We start from the raw sequence: 12868 nt of genomic DNA, 5'->3' as shown, positions 1-12868 counted from the left end.
TAAGTCAACGTACCCATCAGCGAGTGTGTACGCAGACGGCCTTCCAAGTTGCGACCGGCACGATCGACGACATTCACGTCTTCTGCATTGAAGAAGCGATACCGCAAGCCGACATCAATAGTATCGGTCAGCGGAGCGTTGATGCCAGCGAGAAGCTGCCAGGCGAAACCGCTGTCCGAATCGTTCAGCGACGGATCACCGAGATCGAATACGCGACCCTCAATATCTGTGCGTGCAACACCAGCACCACCGCCGGCATAGCCTTGCAGACCGTCGTCATCGCCGAAGTCGAACAAACCGTTCAGCATGAAGCTGAGCGCGTTGATCGAACCGTCGCCAGGATACACGCCAGCCGGAGCGAAGCTCTGCGAGACGGCACCGGCCGGAAGACCGCTCGTACCGACGGTAACCTCATCGAGATCGGCATCGCGATAGCTTACTTCCGCTTCCAGACGGAACGCGCCGAAGTCATAACCGACGAAACCGCCGACGTCGTAGCCGTAATCGAAATCAAGGCTGGCTTGGTCTGCACCTTCGTCGAGGCCGACGTCCAGATCCATGTCTTCGACGATCATCGCGCCGCCTTCGACGCCGATGTACCAAGCATCGTCGCGAGCGAGGGCAGGCGATGCGAGGGCCGTAGAGGCCATCGCCATACCTATGACGAATTTCCGCATTATTGATTTCCCCTTATTGAGAATTGGAGCCACCGAATTGGGGGACATCTATCTTCCCTCCATTCATGTGACAAGCGGACAATCGATGGGAACTGTTGCAGGAAAGTCGCTATAACCGCTATGCGTGGCGTTGGAATGACAGGCTGATAGTTTCGAAATTAGCGCTCTTTTGCGCGTCGAACAAAAGAGCGCAGACTAGATAAGAGTAAGCTTTTCGAGCGTCTCGATAAGCTGAGTGATAGCGTGCCGAGCTTCAACATCGATGGTTTCGCCACCCGTCGGGTTTTCAATGGCTTCAATGTCTGACCATCCATTCAAGTAGCATCGCTTCTTGCCTCTGTTCCGTTCGAAGACCGTCATACCTTTCACGGGAGCAGCATAGGTCCACTGCTGACCATCCCAGCCCGCCAAGCTATCGTCTCTTCCCGTCCAATCGCCGGTGGCTCCTTTATCAACGAGATAAATCTCACCAGCTGTCGGCTCCTCGGGCGCTTGAACGAACGATCCTTCAACAACCGGATGCAGTAAGAGGTCAAGCCTAGCTAAGGCTTCGTTCACGTAAAATTCCCGCTGGCTTTGCCCTGCGAACAGGTAGGGCAAACCGAAGCGTGGTGTGTGGTTCGAGAAAGGCATGTTTTCGGACAAGGTCAGTCTCCTACATTGGATAAGAAAGCGGTCGCAGGGGACGAGGCGAACGTACCGATTTGCCTCACCCACAGTCGTTCGGGACCGCCAATTTCCGTCGTCTCATCAGCAGAAAGGGTCGCTCGCGGTATGGCGGTTCGACGAAGGAAGTTTGGCGCGTCCGGCGAGCCGGCACCGATTTCGTAAGCTTCCGCTTCCTCGACCAGCGGAGACTCGACACCATCGGGCCAATGCCACCCACCCCGTACGCGCCGCGTCCAGGTTAGATGGATTGCTCGGTCCGCGAGAACGCGCGCAACCGCATGAACGGGGGAGGGCGGTCTTAGGCTACGTCCCGGGTTGGCAACCGAAGCGAATGCGGGCTCCGTGTCCGTAGAGCCGAAAGCGGCAAATCCTTCCCCGCCTGCCATGCGTACGCCCTGTTCCGACACCGGAGTTACATTTTCATCGAGCAGGATTACTGATGTACCTTTGGAATGACCGGACAAGGCGTCCTCCTCCGTCCCGCCACGCCCGCGCAGCAGTCCGGAGAGACGCCAAACCCCGGCTTGCAGAAGCTCGGCTTTCATGAACTGGATCACTTCTCCGCCGCACAGCAAGCGATTGAAGCCCTGAGCCAAACCCGCCGCATCGGTAGTCCCGAAAAACGCGTCGTCATCGGCGCATTCGAGGATCAATCCCGCATCGGGTTCCAGCCGTCGGCACGGGGAGGGGCCGAGAGCCGAGATTAGCGTCCCGATGGTCGCGCTTCTTGTCAGGGACTGCCCGGTAGAGTTCAAAGCGCCCGATTGGATCGCATACAGGGCGGCACCCGCCCAGCGGCCGGCGGTGTGAGATACAGCAGCAAAAATACGCCGCTCGTTAGCGTATCCGAGTCCATCCCATGGTAATTCGAACATGGATAGCTCGGTCGATGCGGCATGCCTGTCGGCTGGTGTCCAACCAACGCCAGCATTCGATACAATCGATGTTGCGGGGGCAGTGCGGTGACGCGAGAGTTCCAATTCGATCCCTTTCTCCCGCCATTCCCACGAATCGACGCGCCAGAGGCCCGGCTCGGTCGGCAATCGCACCAGCGCGCCTGCATGGAGCGAAGGATCGAGTTCGGTGCACCGCCATGAGATCGTTTCACCCTTCGCCATGCTTCTCGTCTGTGCCTTGCGAGCGACGGCCTTTGCCTCGGACGCGCCGAACACCCCGGGAAATTCGAAAATTTGCTGAACATCCGAAGCGCCGAGTGTTCGCTGCAGGCCCGGCTGATAGTCTCTTGCGACATCGTAGTAGCGAAGTCCGCCGAAGCGAGGTTGAGGCCCTCGCTGCTGCCGTGAAACACCGCTATCCTTGCCGAAATCCCCTTCGTCCCACCGAGCCGGCGGAGCAAGCAGGGCAGGGGCGGCAGTAAGATGGGCCGATTGATTCTCGAGAGTCAGAGTTCGACCGGCAATGTGCGGCGTAACAGGTTCGAGACGATCGATCAGGCCGATGACGTCCTGAAGATTGCCGCCATCGTAGGTGAAGCCCATCAGTTCGTCGAAACTGGCGTTGACGCTCGCTCCAATCGAGTTTTCACCGATAAGGTCGACCATCGTATCGCTACCCGAGCCCGCAAAAACCTCGAAACTCAGAGCCGGGATGCGGTTGCCGAAATCGGAGAGGTCGAGATCTTCGAAAACGACATAGGCCGTGCCGCGAAACGCCGGGCATTCCGGTCCAAGCGATGCCTCGATGGCCGGGTCTAGCTGCTGGTCGGCATGACCTAGATATACGCGCAGCTCACCGCCGGTCTTGAGGTCGCCCGCGGCGCCGCGCAAAAGATTGCCATCTGCCCAGATACGGCCGATCCTGTCGATCGGGCGGCTGGCCAAGGCAACGGCGAAGGACACCGAATAGCTGTATGCCGTCGTTTTCGGTTGGCCTTTGCCGCCCCCGCTCTTCTCCTTGTGTTCGACGAGATCGGTCGACCAGATTATCGTGCCGGCCGCCCGTACCGCACCATAGTGCTTGGCTATAGGAGTGCCGTAACTCGATCCGGAAACGGCGAGTTCCTTTAGCCGTGGGCCATCGGCCGATCCGGAACCGAATATTCGTGAATCGATTGCGGCGCCGAGGAGCGAACCGACTGCGCTGCCGATCGGGCCGAACACGCTGCCGATCGAGGTCAGGACCATCGTTGCCAAGGGTTACTCCATTTCGCGCGGCCGCCACCGGGCTATCCGCGTCCAGGTTTCCGGGGGAATTTGCCGAATGGTCTTGCGCAAGCCGGCATGCGCATGAGCGATCGCTCCGGCGTTCAGCGCAATGGCAAGGTGATGCTGGGCAGGCCCCGTTGCAAACAGCAGAAGATCGCCTCTTTCCTCGCCACCGCTCGATGGACTAAAGCCGTTTCTATCCGCAAAAACGAGGAAGGGGCTTATGGTCCGGTTGCGGAGTCCATAGGCCGGAAGATCGATCGGCTTTCGCCCGCCAGCCCGCATCGCTTCGAGAACGAGCCCGACGCAATCGATGCCCGTTCGAGGATCACGGCCATGCAACCGATAGGGAGAGCCGACCAGCCGCTCGGCCGCTTGCGCGAACCGCGCTGCGAACATGGTCATCGCGGCTGAGGATACTGCGCTAGGAGATCGTTTCCGGGAAGGTGCGGTTCACCCCGGAAGTTCTTCGCGTTGTCAAACCGCCGCGCGCATGTCGAAATCGTCTTGTCGCAGCCTTCGTGCAGGATCGCTCGGTCGCCCGGTGCCGATGCCTTATCTAACAAAGTGTCGAGCATGAAGGCGCCGTCACTTTCGAGGGAAAGGATCGTCACGGTCCTCCCCGAATGCGGACCGTCGATCCAGCGAAGCGTACCGTATTCGAAACGGCCGGGGTCCGCGATGGAAAGCCAGACTCGCCCCCCTTCTGCATCGAGTCTGGAAACCCGTGCACGGCGTCGGAAGCGTTCCGGTGACAGGGAACATCCGGGCCCGCAGAACTCCGCCCGGCAGGTCGGACTGGTTCGTGGGACGGTATCAATCGCCAAGACGGATTTGACCGACTTCAACCGAGCCGAGAACGTATCGGAGTCCTGCGCGACGCTGTCGATCGAGCCGGCGTAAAGCGATGCGGTTTCGAGTGTCTCCCAATCGACGATTCCCATCTCGATCCCTGCCCCGTCATACTTGCCGGTGGCAATATCTGCGGATGTGATCGTATCGTGGGACAGGGCGCCGTCGACTTCCGCCTCGTCGTCGGAAAGGTCGATCGTCCGCCGGATGGCGGATGGTAACAGGCCGGGCGCTGCACGATGCAGATGCCCTTCGAACCACAGATCCCGATCATGAGTGGTAAAGGCAAGCGCGACGCCATCCGTGCGATAGATACGCCACCAGCTTGCAGCCGTATCGAGATCGGCCGCGAAGAACACACGGCTCATGCCACTTCCCGAATTTCGACCAACGGCACGGAAGGCACTTCGCCGGCTGCAAAAGAGACACCGCTGATATCGAGTCGATCTTCGGCGAAGCGAACGGGGACATCGAACAGAAAACCCGCGCTTACCGCTGCACCCATTACAGGCGGGCTATCGAAGCGGATCTTCCCGCTGCCGAGATGCGTCCATCCGGTCGCTGCCTTTCCGTCCACCGCAATTCTGATCGATCCCGGCACAGGGCGCGTAATCGAGCGGATCTGGGTATGGTAGGTTTTGGAGAGAACGAAAGTGTCCCGCAGTCCGTCACCTGTCGCGATCAGCTGGTCCGTCGCGGCAGGTTCTTCATCGGCATGACACGAGCGATGATCGTAAGGGTCGCGGAGCCGGAACCCGCGCGCCGGACCGAACCGGGCGCGGAAAAATTCGAGCAACACGACTAGTTCTTTTTCCGACCGAATGCCCGGGCCGACATCGTACCGCATCCGCGCGTCCGACCATAATGCGTTGCGGCGCTCGTGACCCGATGCCGTGACGGCGACGATGGTCGAGAATTCGGGGCTGACCGAGGCATCGCGGCCGAGCGCGAGGGGGTAGGAAACGTCGTCGAAAGCTTGCATCGTATCGTCTCTCGCTAGGGGGAAGCGCGTGTATCCGTCGCGGCAAACCTGCGGCAGTGCCCATACGTAGCGGTCGGCAACGCCGCGTTTCGCCGCCTCGTCGAGCGCGCGGTCGATGCGCGGCCAGAATGTGTCGGATTTTTCCGGTTCGAGAACGAACCCGGCGAAGTAGTCCTGCCGATCGACGGGGTAGCCGAGTTTTTCGGTCGCGAATTCTAATCCACGCCGCCGTGCCCCGTCCGCTCCCTGGACAAGCCAATCGTAATCTTCGAGTTGTAAGCGATCGAAGGCGGGGTAGCGCCAGCCGGTCGGCAGGTTCGCACGGTGCAGTTCCGGCATAGCCTCGTCGAGCACGGTCGGGGTGAAGGCGAGCAGCAAGATCTCGGCCGGACCCTGCGCAGCATCGCGCACCGCCTGCGCAAGGTCCGCCGTCGATGCCGCCAGCGCTGCGCCCGCCTTCTCCAGCAGAGCGATCTGCGAGGCGTCCATCGGCCGGCGCATATCGGAAATGATCGCGCGGTCAGCGCCCCAGGCAAGCTTCGCCTGCGCATCGTAAAGGCACGGAGCGAAGGTATCGGGCATGACCCACCACCACGGTTCGCCAATCTGGAACAGGACCCTGCCGCCCGCATCTTCCAGCAACGCGACGAATTGGCGGGCGATCGATGCGAGAAAATTCATCACGTTCGGATTGACCGGCGACAGCAGGGCCGAAGGGGGATCCCACCCCGTCCGCGCGAATGTTCCGTCATGCGTGCGTTGTTGCCACCAGTTCGGGCAATTCTGTGCGAGAACCTCGTAGGACAGCGAAATGATCGGTTCGAATTCTGCGGCGATCGCACGTTGAAAGAAATCGAGGTGCCAAGCCGCCGCAGGCGCACACAATTCGCCGCTATATTGAATTTCCATCCTATCGCTGCGGATGCGATAGTAGTGGCTCATCCCGACATAATGGACGATCCGCCCGCGATAGCCGAGCCCCTCGATCGTCCGGATCAGGCGCGCCGGCGTCTGGTTGAAGCTGTCGTCGTATGCCGTCGCCATCCGCTCGCCATGGGCAGGCAGCATGACCGCTCCGGTCGACAGCATGGCCCGGTCGCCCTGGCAATCGATCTCGCTCAGCTCGACCCATCCATTCACGCGCGACGGCAAGGTTTCCAACGACGCAGGATCGTAGCCCTGCGGGACGAGGGAGATAAACATCCGGTCGATGGCATGGACATCCACCGTCTCACCCGAACCGTCATATCCCGCCCTCAAACACGAGAACGGCAATTCGATCGTCGCATCCTGCGGCGATCCCGAAGCGTAGTTCCACAGCCGCACATACCATGATCGCTTATGTCCGGTACTGTCCGCCCCTTCGATCGTCAGCGTCGGGCCATGGGGCTGATCGAGAGCGACCAACCCCTGCGAGCGCCACCGAAAGCTCAGGATGCAGTGCGAATAATCGCGCTGCGTCTCGTATGCGAGCAGCGGATGATCGAGCGTGTCCACGCTATCCCAGATCAGGCCTGCGAGATCATTCTTCCTGAGGAATTCGCAGTCGACGCGAAGACTTTCGGGGCCGGTCGAAACCACGCTTGCCATCATGGGGCGAGGGAAATTCACGGACCAGAAGCGCGGATCGAACCGCTTGATCCAGTCCGAATATTGCCCGTCACGCTGCGTCGCGAGCCAGAATGCCATGGTGTGTTCCTTGAATGATCAGCGGGAAAGGGCCCGGCGAACGGCGCTCGCCACCTGCCGCGAGGAGCGTTGCAGCGCTGCCGGTGCGTCGGTTCCGCGCGGCTGGGCGAGATTGATCGCGACCCGCACATCGTTGCGCATCGCGGTGCCGGGCCCGTTTGCCTCGACCCGGCCCGCGCTTGTCGGCACGAACAGTTCGGGCCCGCGCTCGCCGACAAGATACGGTCTGTCCGGCGCGACGAGCCCGCCGGTGGCGCGTCCCGGCAAACCGAGAAGGGACGATGCCAGCGAACCCAGCGCGCCGAGCGGTGAACCGGCGGCACCTCCGCCGGGTTTGCCGATGCCTCCCAATAAGTCGCCGATGCCCGAACGGAGCGCCTGACCCGCGATCTCGTCAATCACGGAAAGGGCCATGCGCTTCAGGTCTTCGAACCCGAGGCTTCCTTTTTTCAGCGCCGAAAGTAGGCCCTTCTCCAATACGCCGCCCGCCTTGTCGAAAGCGGACAGGAGCGTGCCGTCGAAATCGTTCTTCATCTTTCCGATATCCTGCGCGAAGCCGCGCGTATCGGCGCGCACGGAGACCATCAGTTCGTCGAGGTCGTCAGTCATGTCTGTCCCTTTCGATCATCGCCGCGATCCGCTCGCGTGAGGGCGGGGCGGTGCTTTCGGTGTCGTCCGAATGCAGCGAGGCGGCGAGTTCGGACGGCGTCGCATTCCAGAAGGTATCGGGCGTCCAGCCGAGGCTGCGCGCGGCGTGGTCCGCCAATCTCGCCGCCTGCGTTGCGAAGGCAGTCACCCTGTCCCGCGCAGGATTTCGCAGAGCAGGGCGCGTAGCGGCTTGGCGGACTGTGCAAGGCCCATAGCGAGCACGGCTTTTCCGATCGCCTCGCGGCTGGCGACCTCACGCGGAACGGCGCAGTGCCAGAACAGCGCGGCGATTTCGGACAGTTTGAGCTGACCCTCGCCTGCCCGTTCGACGAGCGCCAGGAGCGGACCGAGTTCTTCCTCCGCCTGCACCAGCGCATCGAAAGTGGGGCGCAGAAGAATCTCTCGACCCTCGATATGGATATGTGCTTCGCCGCGCGCCGGATTGCTCATGCGGGCACCACTTCGCCTGAGCTTTCGAGCTGCATCGAATAGGTACGCTCGCCGTTGAAGTCGCCGGAATAGTCGAGCCGCTGCACGAGGAACGCGCCGCGCATCTTTGCGCCGTCCTCGAAGGAGAGTTCGTAGGCGTCGAGCGCGCCGGACAAGGCATGGGCGCGCACCCGGTTCTCCGCCTCGGAGCCGAGGAAGATGCCCGAGGCGCTGACCGAAACGCTGCGCGTACCCGCGCCGGACAACAGTTCGCGCCAGCCGCCGCTTTCCTTGTGAGTCACGACGACGGTGTCGCCATTGATGGTCATCTGCGTCGTGCGCAGGCCTGCAACCGTCTCGTAGGCGGTGGGCGAGGCACCGTCGCCGATCTTGAGCAGGAAGGCGGCGCCGGATTGGGCAGTCATAACGGGGTCTCCATAAGAGGCGCGGGACGGGCCGCGGCGGTTTCGAGAAGGCGGAAACTGTATTCGAGCAGGATGGCGCGCAGGGATCGCGGGCGGCGTTCCACCCGGCTGCGCAGGAAGCGGGTGACGACGATGCGGAAACCGTCCTGCTGCGGTGCGATCGTGGCGATCCGGCGCTCGATCGCTTCGGCGAGCGCCTGCGTCGGGCCGGGCGTATCGATCCGGTCGATCAGTTCGAGGGCGATGCGAACCTCGCGGCCGCGCTCGGTCTTGCCGCCCCATTCCGCCGCCGCACTGGTGACGATGGAAAGCTGCGGGGCGGGTGCGGCCGCCGGGCCATCCTCCGAAATGGCGTTGAGCGCCCGGGCGAGCACGGGATCGGCGCGCAGCCATTCCAGCAGCGTGGTGCGAAAGGCGCTTTCCATCATTTCGTCCTTTCGGAAAATAGAGGCCAGAGGAGGCGCGCATCGCGGGGGCCGTAGCCTTCGCGGCCGCGCCGCAGCGCCTCGCCATGCGCCAATGCCAGTCGCTCGGCTTTTGCGTGGAGCGCGCGGGCGAGGGCGGCGAACCCGGCATCGGCGGGCGTCACAGCCGCATCTCGCGCCAGGGTTGCCACAAAGCGGAAACGGCGCTCGGCGGCCGGTCGTCATCGGCACGGTCGCGGCGGCGATACTGGTCGGCGGCGTAGCGCACGATGCCGTGCCGCAGCCCCTCGTCGAGTTGGCTCCAGTCGCTGGCGAGACCGGCATCGTATGTCACTTCCACGCGCGGCTCGACGGCGGCATGCGTCAAGCGAAAACGGGCGAGTCCTGCGGCGATTAGTTCGATAGCGAAAGCGTCCGCATCGAGGGTGCGCGGCGTGCCATAAACGTCGAGCGCGACGACGCGGCGAACCATCATAAAGGGCCGGGCCGTCAGCGCGCGCCAGTCACCGCTCGCCGGCAGTATTTCGGCGACAATGGTTTGCAGCGGAAAGGTGCCGGTAAAGCGCCGGCACATGGAATGCGCGCCCGCGACAAGGTCCGCCAACAGGGCGTCGTCCTGCGTGGTGGTGATCGCCAGCCATTGCTTCAGTTCGGCGAGCGCGGCGGCGACGTAAGGTGCCTGGATCTCGATTGCCCGCATGTGCGCGGCCTCCTCGGCGATAAGGGGGGAAGGGTAAAAGGAAGCGGCGGCGGGCCAGGGGGAGGCCCGCCGCCGCCCGGTCGGGATCAGGCCTCGATCTTGAGAAGCTTGATCGCATTCGAATCGAGCACCTGCCCACCGACGCGTTTGGTCGCGTAGAAGTGGACGAAGGGCTTATTGGTGAAGGGATCGCGCAGCACCTGCGTCGCGCTGCGTTCCGCGATCAGATAGCCGTGGCGGAAATTGCCGAACGCGATCGGGAAGCTGCCGGCCGCGATATCGGGCATGTCTTCCGCCTCGACCACTGGATAGCCGAGCAGGCGATCAGGCTGTCCATCCACGAGGCCCGGCTGCCATAGAAACGCGCCGTCGTCCGTTTTGAGCTTGCGGATCTCTGCCAGCGTGGCCGAATTCATCACGAAATGCGCGCCTTGTCGGTGCCCGGCCCTGAGCGTGTGGACGAGATCGATCAGCGCGATCTCCGCTGCGGTTCCCAGACCCGCGCCATCGCCCGAACCGATATATTGCATCGTCCCGAACGGACGGTTGCCGTCGGCCAAGGCGGAAGCCGGGGCGGTTAGGAACCCTTCGGGCTGGTTGACGCCGCTGCCATGGACGAATGCTGCGCCCTCGGCCCGGGCGAATTCCATCGCGATCTCGCCGGCAAGCCAAGCTTCCAAATCGAAGCTCGCATCGTCCAGCATCGCCTGGCTGGCCGCAGGATTGGCATACAGCTCGCCCGTCGGCGGGGCGATCTCGGCGAAGTTGGGCGTATCGGTTTCAGGTCGGCCAGCCGCCTCGCTGACCCAGCCGCTCGCCATGCCGCCGGTCGCGACGAGCTTGCGATAGCCCGCGCTGCCGGTCTGCACGACTTGCGCGATGGAGCGGATCGGACTGACCTCGACCAGTTCGCGGCCGATCATGGCATCGATCTGGCGCGGCACGGCATAGCCGCCATCGGCCGGCACCACGCCGCTGATCGACTTGATCTCGGCGGTGGAGCCGGTGCGCAGGTAACCGTCGACGAAACCGGCGGTGTCGGCGGCGGTCTCACCGGAAGCGGCGAGCGCGGGGCGGGCGGCGGCGCGCCCGATCCGGTCGACCCGCTGCTTCACGTCCTCGACATCGGAGCGCAGCGCGGCGATCTCGATCTCGGCCTTGTCCTGCCGGGCGACGATATCGAAGCTGGCCGCAGCAGGATCCGCCGGGGCGGCGGGCATCTGCGGCGCGGGATTGAAAGTCATGTCCATCGGGGTGTTCACCTTTCTTGGGGGTACAAAAAAGCCGCCCGGAAGGCGGCGTGGAAATTCGGGAGTTCGGCTATTCTCAGGTCACGAAGTGGATGCGCGCTTCGTGTTGCAGGGGGTGGGAGACGACGCTCACCTCGAACAGTTCGATATCGGCCAGTTCGCGACCCGACCGCGTCCGGCGATAGGCCCGCGCGCGGTAGCCGAAGCTGAGGCCGTTCACCGCCCTTTCGCGCAGCAATTTGGCGGCGCGGCCGTCCGGGTTTTCGATTATCGCGACGATACGCAGGCCGCGGCCATCCTCGCCGACCGTTTCGACCCATCCGATCCGCTGGTCCGGCCGGTGCTGCCAGAACAGCGGCAGGGGATCGCGCCGCTCCGCCAGCGTGCGGCGAAAGGCGCCGGGGCGGATGGTGTCGCGCGCACCGTCGCTGCGGCCAAATAGGGCGGCATAGCCGGCGATGCGCAAGGCAGGCGCGCTCATCGCAGCATGTTCCCGACGCCGAGCCGCACCGCGATACCGACCAGCAGCAGCGCGAGCAGGCCGCGCGTCAGCCACTCGACCGTCGCTTTCCACGCGCTCGCCTTGGCATCGCGCCATGCGCCCAGAAGCTCGCGTAATTCGTCCAAGTCGTCATGCGCATTCGCATCGCCGAGGCCGAGCCGGTCGAGCACGCGTTTCGCGCCGAGTTCGGTCGACTCCTCCACGATGGCGCGCAGGGTGACGAGATCGCCGCCCTGTGCATCGGCCTGCGCGATCAGCCGCGCCAGCATGTCTTCGCGGGTCATTGGCGGTTCTCCTGTGGGGCGAGACCGAGCATCTCGCGCTTTTCGAGGGGACTGAGGAAATCGGCGGCGGTGACCTGCGCCCACAGCTTCTCGCGGTCCTCCGCCAGTGCGGGCACCCGGTCGAGATCGACGGTCGGCGCGGCGGAGAACCAGTCGGCGAGGCCGGAATGCAGGCCATCGAGAATCTTCGCGATCAGCGGCAACAGGGTCAGCCGCCACAGGGCGCGGTTCGCCTCGCGATAATTGGAATAGGTGTTGTCGCCCGGCAGGCCGAGCAGCATGGGCGGCACTCCGAAGGCGAGCGCAATGTCGCGCGCGGCGGCGGCCTTCAGCGTGGCGAAGTCCATGTCGGCGGGTGACAGGCTCATCGCCTTCCAGTCGAGTCCGCCTTCGAGCAGCATCGGCCGCCCGGCATTGCCCTGCCCCTGGAACGCCGCCTGCAATTCCTCTTTCAGCCGCGCGAATTGCTCCGCCGTCAGTCCGCCCGCATCGCCGCTGTTGTAAATGAGCGCGCCAGAGGGCCGCGCCGCATTGGCAAGGAGAGCGCGATTCCATTCCGCCGCCGCATTGTGGATCGCCACCGAGGCGGCGGCGGCGGACAGGCAGCCCGCGCCGTAATGATCGTCGACCGGGTGAAAGCCTTTCAGATGGACGATGTTCGGCCAGCCGTCCTCGTCCGTCATGGGGATCGTCAGCGCCCCGTCGGTCAGCGTGTAGCGAAAGGCGCTCGGCCAGCCGTCCGCCCCGGCGATCACCTTCACCCGTTCTGGGCGCAAGGGATGCAGGTCGACCGGCACGCCCGCGCCGTCCTTCACGATCTGGACATAGGCATTGCCGTGCAGGGCAAGCTGCGCCGCCAGCGTCTCGAGCAGCGGCTGCGCCCCGCAGGCACAGGAGATCAGCTGGAGGAACCGCGCATCCTCGCAGGCCAGCGGCGCGCCGCCGACCCCTTCGGCGACGATCCGCACCGCACGCTGCGCCACCGGATTGGCGAGATACGCCTCGCGGACCTGCCGCGCATAATCGTAATGCCCGCCGGCGGTGGCCGGACTGTCGAGCGCACTCGCCCAGGGCGAGACGTAGCCGCGCGTCAAGGGCACGCGCGACGGGCCCCCGCCCTTGAAGGCGGAAGCGAGCGATGTGAGGAAGGACATGGAATACCTTTCGGAAC

The 12868-nt window shown here is 63.7% G+C and carries 17 protein-coding genes; all 17 read right to left on the bottom strand.

Translation table 11 applies throughout. The annotated features are described in order from the left end of the window. On the bottom strand, positions 1–650 hold a 650-nt coding region (locus tag E3U23_RS08375; protein WP_279350781.1), incomplete at its 3' end, for an outer membrane protein. A gap of 222 nt (positions 651–872) precedes the next feature. Then, complete coding sequence (locus E3U23_RS08370; protein WP_279350780.1) at positions 873–1322, bottom strand: DUF2793 domain-containing protein; 450 nt, start codon at positions 1320–1322, stop codon at positions 873–875. Between the two features lie 2 nt (positions 1323–1324). After that, positions 1325–3490 (bottom strand): phage tail baseplate protein, encoded by a 2166-nt coding sequence (locus tag E3U23_RS08365; RefSeq protein ID WP_279350796.1) that lies wholly within the window; start codon positions 3488–3490, stop codon positions 1325–1327. A 12-nt stretch (positions 3491–3502) separates the two neighbouring features. After that, positions 3503–3916: an NlpC/P60 family protein gene (locus E3U23_RS08360; RefSeq protein WP_279350779.1), complete on the bottom strand. Its 414-nt coding sequence runs from the start codon at positions 3914–3916 to the stop codon at positions 3503–3505. After that, positions 3913–4731: a DUF2163 domain-containing protein gene (locus E3U23_RS08355; RefSeq protein ID WP_279350778.1), complete on the bottom strand. Its 819-nt coding sequence runs from the start codon at positions 4729–4731 to the stop codon at positions 3913–3915. Before E3U23_RS08355 ends, E3U23_RS08360 begins: the two co-directional genes overlap by 4 nt. Further along, positions 4728–7034: a DUF2460 domain-containing protein gene (locus E3U23_RS08350; RefSeq protein WP_279350777.1), complete on the bottom strand. Its 2307-nt coding sequence runs from the start codon at positions 7032–7034 to the stop codon at positions 4728–4730. Before E3U23_RS08350 ends, E3U23_RS08355 begins: the two co-directional genes overlap by 4 nt. Before the next feature lie 18 nt (positions 7035–7052). Further along, entirely contained in the window at positions 7053–7643 is a 591-nt protein-coding gene (locus tag E3U23_RS08345) for a tail tape measure protein (protein ID WP_279350776.1), read from the bottom strand. Continuing rightward, positions 7636–7830 carry a phage tail assembly chaperone gene (locus tag E3U23_RS08340; RefSeq protein ID WP_279350775.1) on the bottom strand — a complete coding sequence of 65 codons (195 nt, stop codon included), beginning with the start codon at positions 7828–7830 and terminating at the stop codon, positions 7636–7638. The genes E3U23_RS08345 and E3U23_RS08340 overlap by 8 nt, the downstream gene beginning before the upstream one ends. Beyond that, the gene (locus E3U23_RS08335; RefSeq protein ID WP_279350774.1) at positions 7827–8132 is read right to left on the bottom strand and encodes a GTA-gp10 family protein; all 306 of its coding nucleotides are present in this window, start codon (positions 8130–8132) and stop codon (positions 7827–7829) included. Before E3U23_RS08335 ends, E3U23_RS08340 begins: the two co-directional genes overlap by 4 nt. Beyond that, positions 8129–8536 carry a phage major tail protein, TP901-1 family gene (locus E3U23_RS08330; protein ID WP_279350773.1) on the bottom strand — a complete coding sequence of 136 codons (408 nt, stop codon included), beginning with the start codon at positions 8534–8536 and terminating at the stop codon, positions 8129–8131. Before E3U23_RS08330 ends, E3U23_RS08335 begins: the two co-directional genes overlap by 4 nt. Then, positions 8533–8961: a DUF3168 domain-containing protein gene (locus E3U23_RS08325; RefSeq protein ID WP_279350772.1), complete on the bottom strand. Its 429-nt coding sequence runs from the start codon at positions 8959–8961 to the stop codon at positions 8533–8535. The genes E3U23_RS08330 and E3U23_RS08325 overlap by 4 nt, the downstream gene beginning before the upstream one ends. Beyond that, positions 8961–9125, bottom strand: a complete 165-nt coding sequence (locus tag E3U23_RS08320) for a hypothetical protein (RefSeq protein ID WP_279350771.1) — start codon at positions 9123–9125, stop codon at positions 8961–8963. Before E3U23_RS08320 ends, E3U23_RS08325 begins: the two co-directional genes overlap by 1 nt. Then, the gene (locus E3U23_RS08315; protein ID WP_279350770.1) at positions 9122–9661 is read right to left on the bottom strand and encodes a head-tail connector protein; all 540 of its coding nucleotides are present in this window, start codon (positions 9659–9661) and stop codon (positions 9122–9124) included. Before E3U23_RS08315 ends, E3U23_RS08320 begins: the two co-directional genes overlap by 4 nt. Positions 9662–9747: 86 nt before the next feature. Continuing rightward, positions 9748–10911, bottom strand: coding sequence for a phage major capsid protein (locus tag E3U23_RS08310; RefSeq protein ID WP_279350769.1), 1164 nt, complete (start codon positions 10909–10911; stop codon positions 9748–9750). Positions 10912–10987: 76 nt separating this feature from the next. Continuing rightward, positions 10988–11392, bottom strand: coding sequence for an HK97 family phage prohead protease (locus E3U23_RS08305; RefSeq protein WP_279350768.1), 405 nt, complete (start codon positions 11390–11392; stop codon positions 10988–10990). Then, positions 11389–11697: a DUF6127 family protein gene (locus tag E3U23_RS08300; RefSeq protein ID WP_279350766.1), complete on the bottom strand. Its 309-nt coding sequence runs from the start codon at positions 11695–11697 to the stop codon at positions 11389–11391. The genes E3U23_RS08305 and E3U23_RS08300 overlap by 4 nt, the downstream gene beginning before the upstream one ends. After that, entirely contained in the window at positions 11694–12851 is a 1158-nt protein-coding gene (locus E3U23_RS08295; protein WP_279350765.1) for a phage portal protein, read from the bottom strand. Before E3U23_RS08295 ends, E3U23_RS08300 begins: the two co-directional genes overlap by 4 nt. Between the last annotated feature and the right edge of the window lie 17 nt (positions 12852–12868).

Source organism: Erythrobacter litoralis (genome assembly GCF_029760855.1).
GTDB lineage: Bacteria > Pseudomonadota > Alphaproteobacteria > Sphingomonadales > Sphingomonadaceae > Qipengyuania > Qipengyuania litoralis_A.
The sequence above is the reverse complement of the archived record's forward strand: the minus strand, read 5'-3'. Positions and strand labels throughout refer to the sequence as shown.

Bases quoted from the DNA above. Each gene is read 5' to 3' on its own strand.
- E3U23_RS08365 (WP_279350796.1), bottom strand. From the start codon at position 3,490: ATGGTCCTGACCTCGATCGGCAGCGTGTTCGGCCCGATCGGCAGCGCA.
- E3U23_RS08345 (WP_279350776.1), bottom strand. From the start codon at position 7,643: ATGACTGACGACCTCGACGAACTGATGGTCTCCGTGCGCGCCGATACG.
- E3U23_RS08310 (WP_279350769.1), bottom strand. From the start codon at position 10,911: ATGGACATGACTTTCAATCCCGCGCCGCAGATGCCCGCCGCCCCGGCG.
- E3U23_RS08330 (WP_279350773.1), bottom strand. From the start codon at position 8,536: ATGACTGCCCAATCCGGCGCCGCCTTCCTGCTCAAGATCGGCGACGGT.
- E3U23_RS08360 (WP_279350779.1), bottom strand. From the start codon at position 3,916: ATGACCATGTTCGCAGCGCGGTTCGCGCAAGCGGCCGAGCGGCTGGTC.
- E3U23_RS08300 (WP_279350766.1), bottom strand. From the start codon at position 11,697: ATGACCCGCGAAGACATGCTGGCGCGGCTGATCGCGCAGGCCGATGCA.
- E3U23_RS08305 (WP_279350768.1), bottom strand. From the start codon at position 11,392: ATGAGCGCGCCTGCCTTGCGCATCGCCGGCTATGCCGCCCTATTTGGC.
- E3U23_RS08325 (WP_279350772.1), bottom strand. From the start codon at position 8,961: ATGGAAAGCGCCTTTCGCACCACGCTGCTGGAATGGCTGCGCGCCGAT.
- E3U23_RS08335 (WP_279350774.1), bottom strand. From the start codon at position 8,132: ATGAGCAATCCGGCGCGCGGCGAAGCACATATCCATATCGAGGGTCGA.
- E3U23_RS08295 (WP_279350765.1), bottom strand. From the start codon at position 12,851: ATGTCCTTCCTCACATCGCTCGCTTCCGCCTTCAAGGGCGGGGGCCCG.
- E3U23_RS08355 (WP_279350778.1), bottom strand. From the start codon at position 4,731: ATGAGCCGTGTGTTCTTCGCGGCCGATCTCGATACGGCTGCAAGCTGG.
- E3U23_RS08315 (WP_279350770.1), bottom strand. From the start codon at position 9,661: ATGCGGGCAATCGAGATCCAGGCACCTTACGTCGCCGCCGCGCTCGCC.
- E3U23_RS08350 (WP_279350777.1), bottom strand. From the start codon at position 7,034: ATGGCATTCTGGCTCGCGACGCAGCGTGACGGGCAATATTCGGACTGG.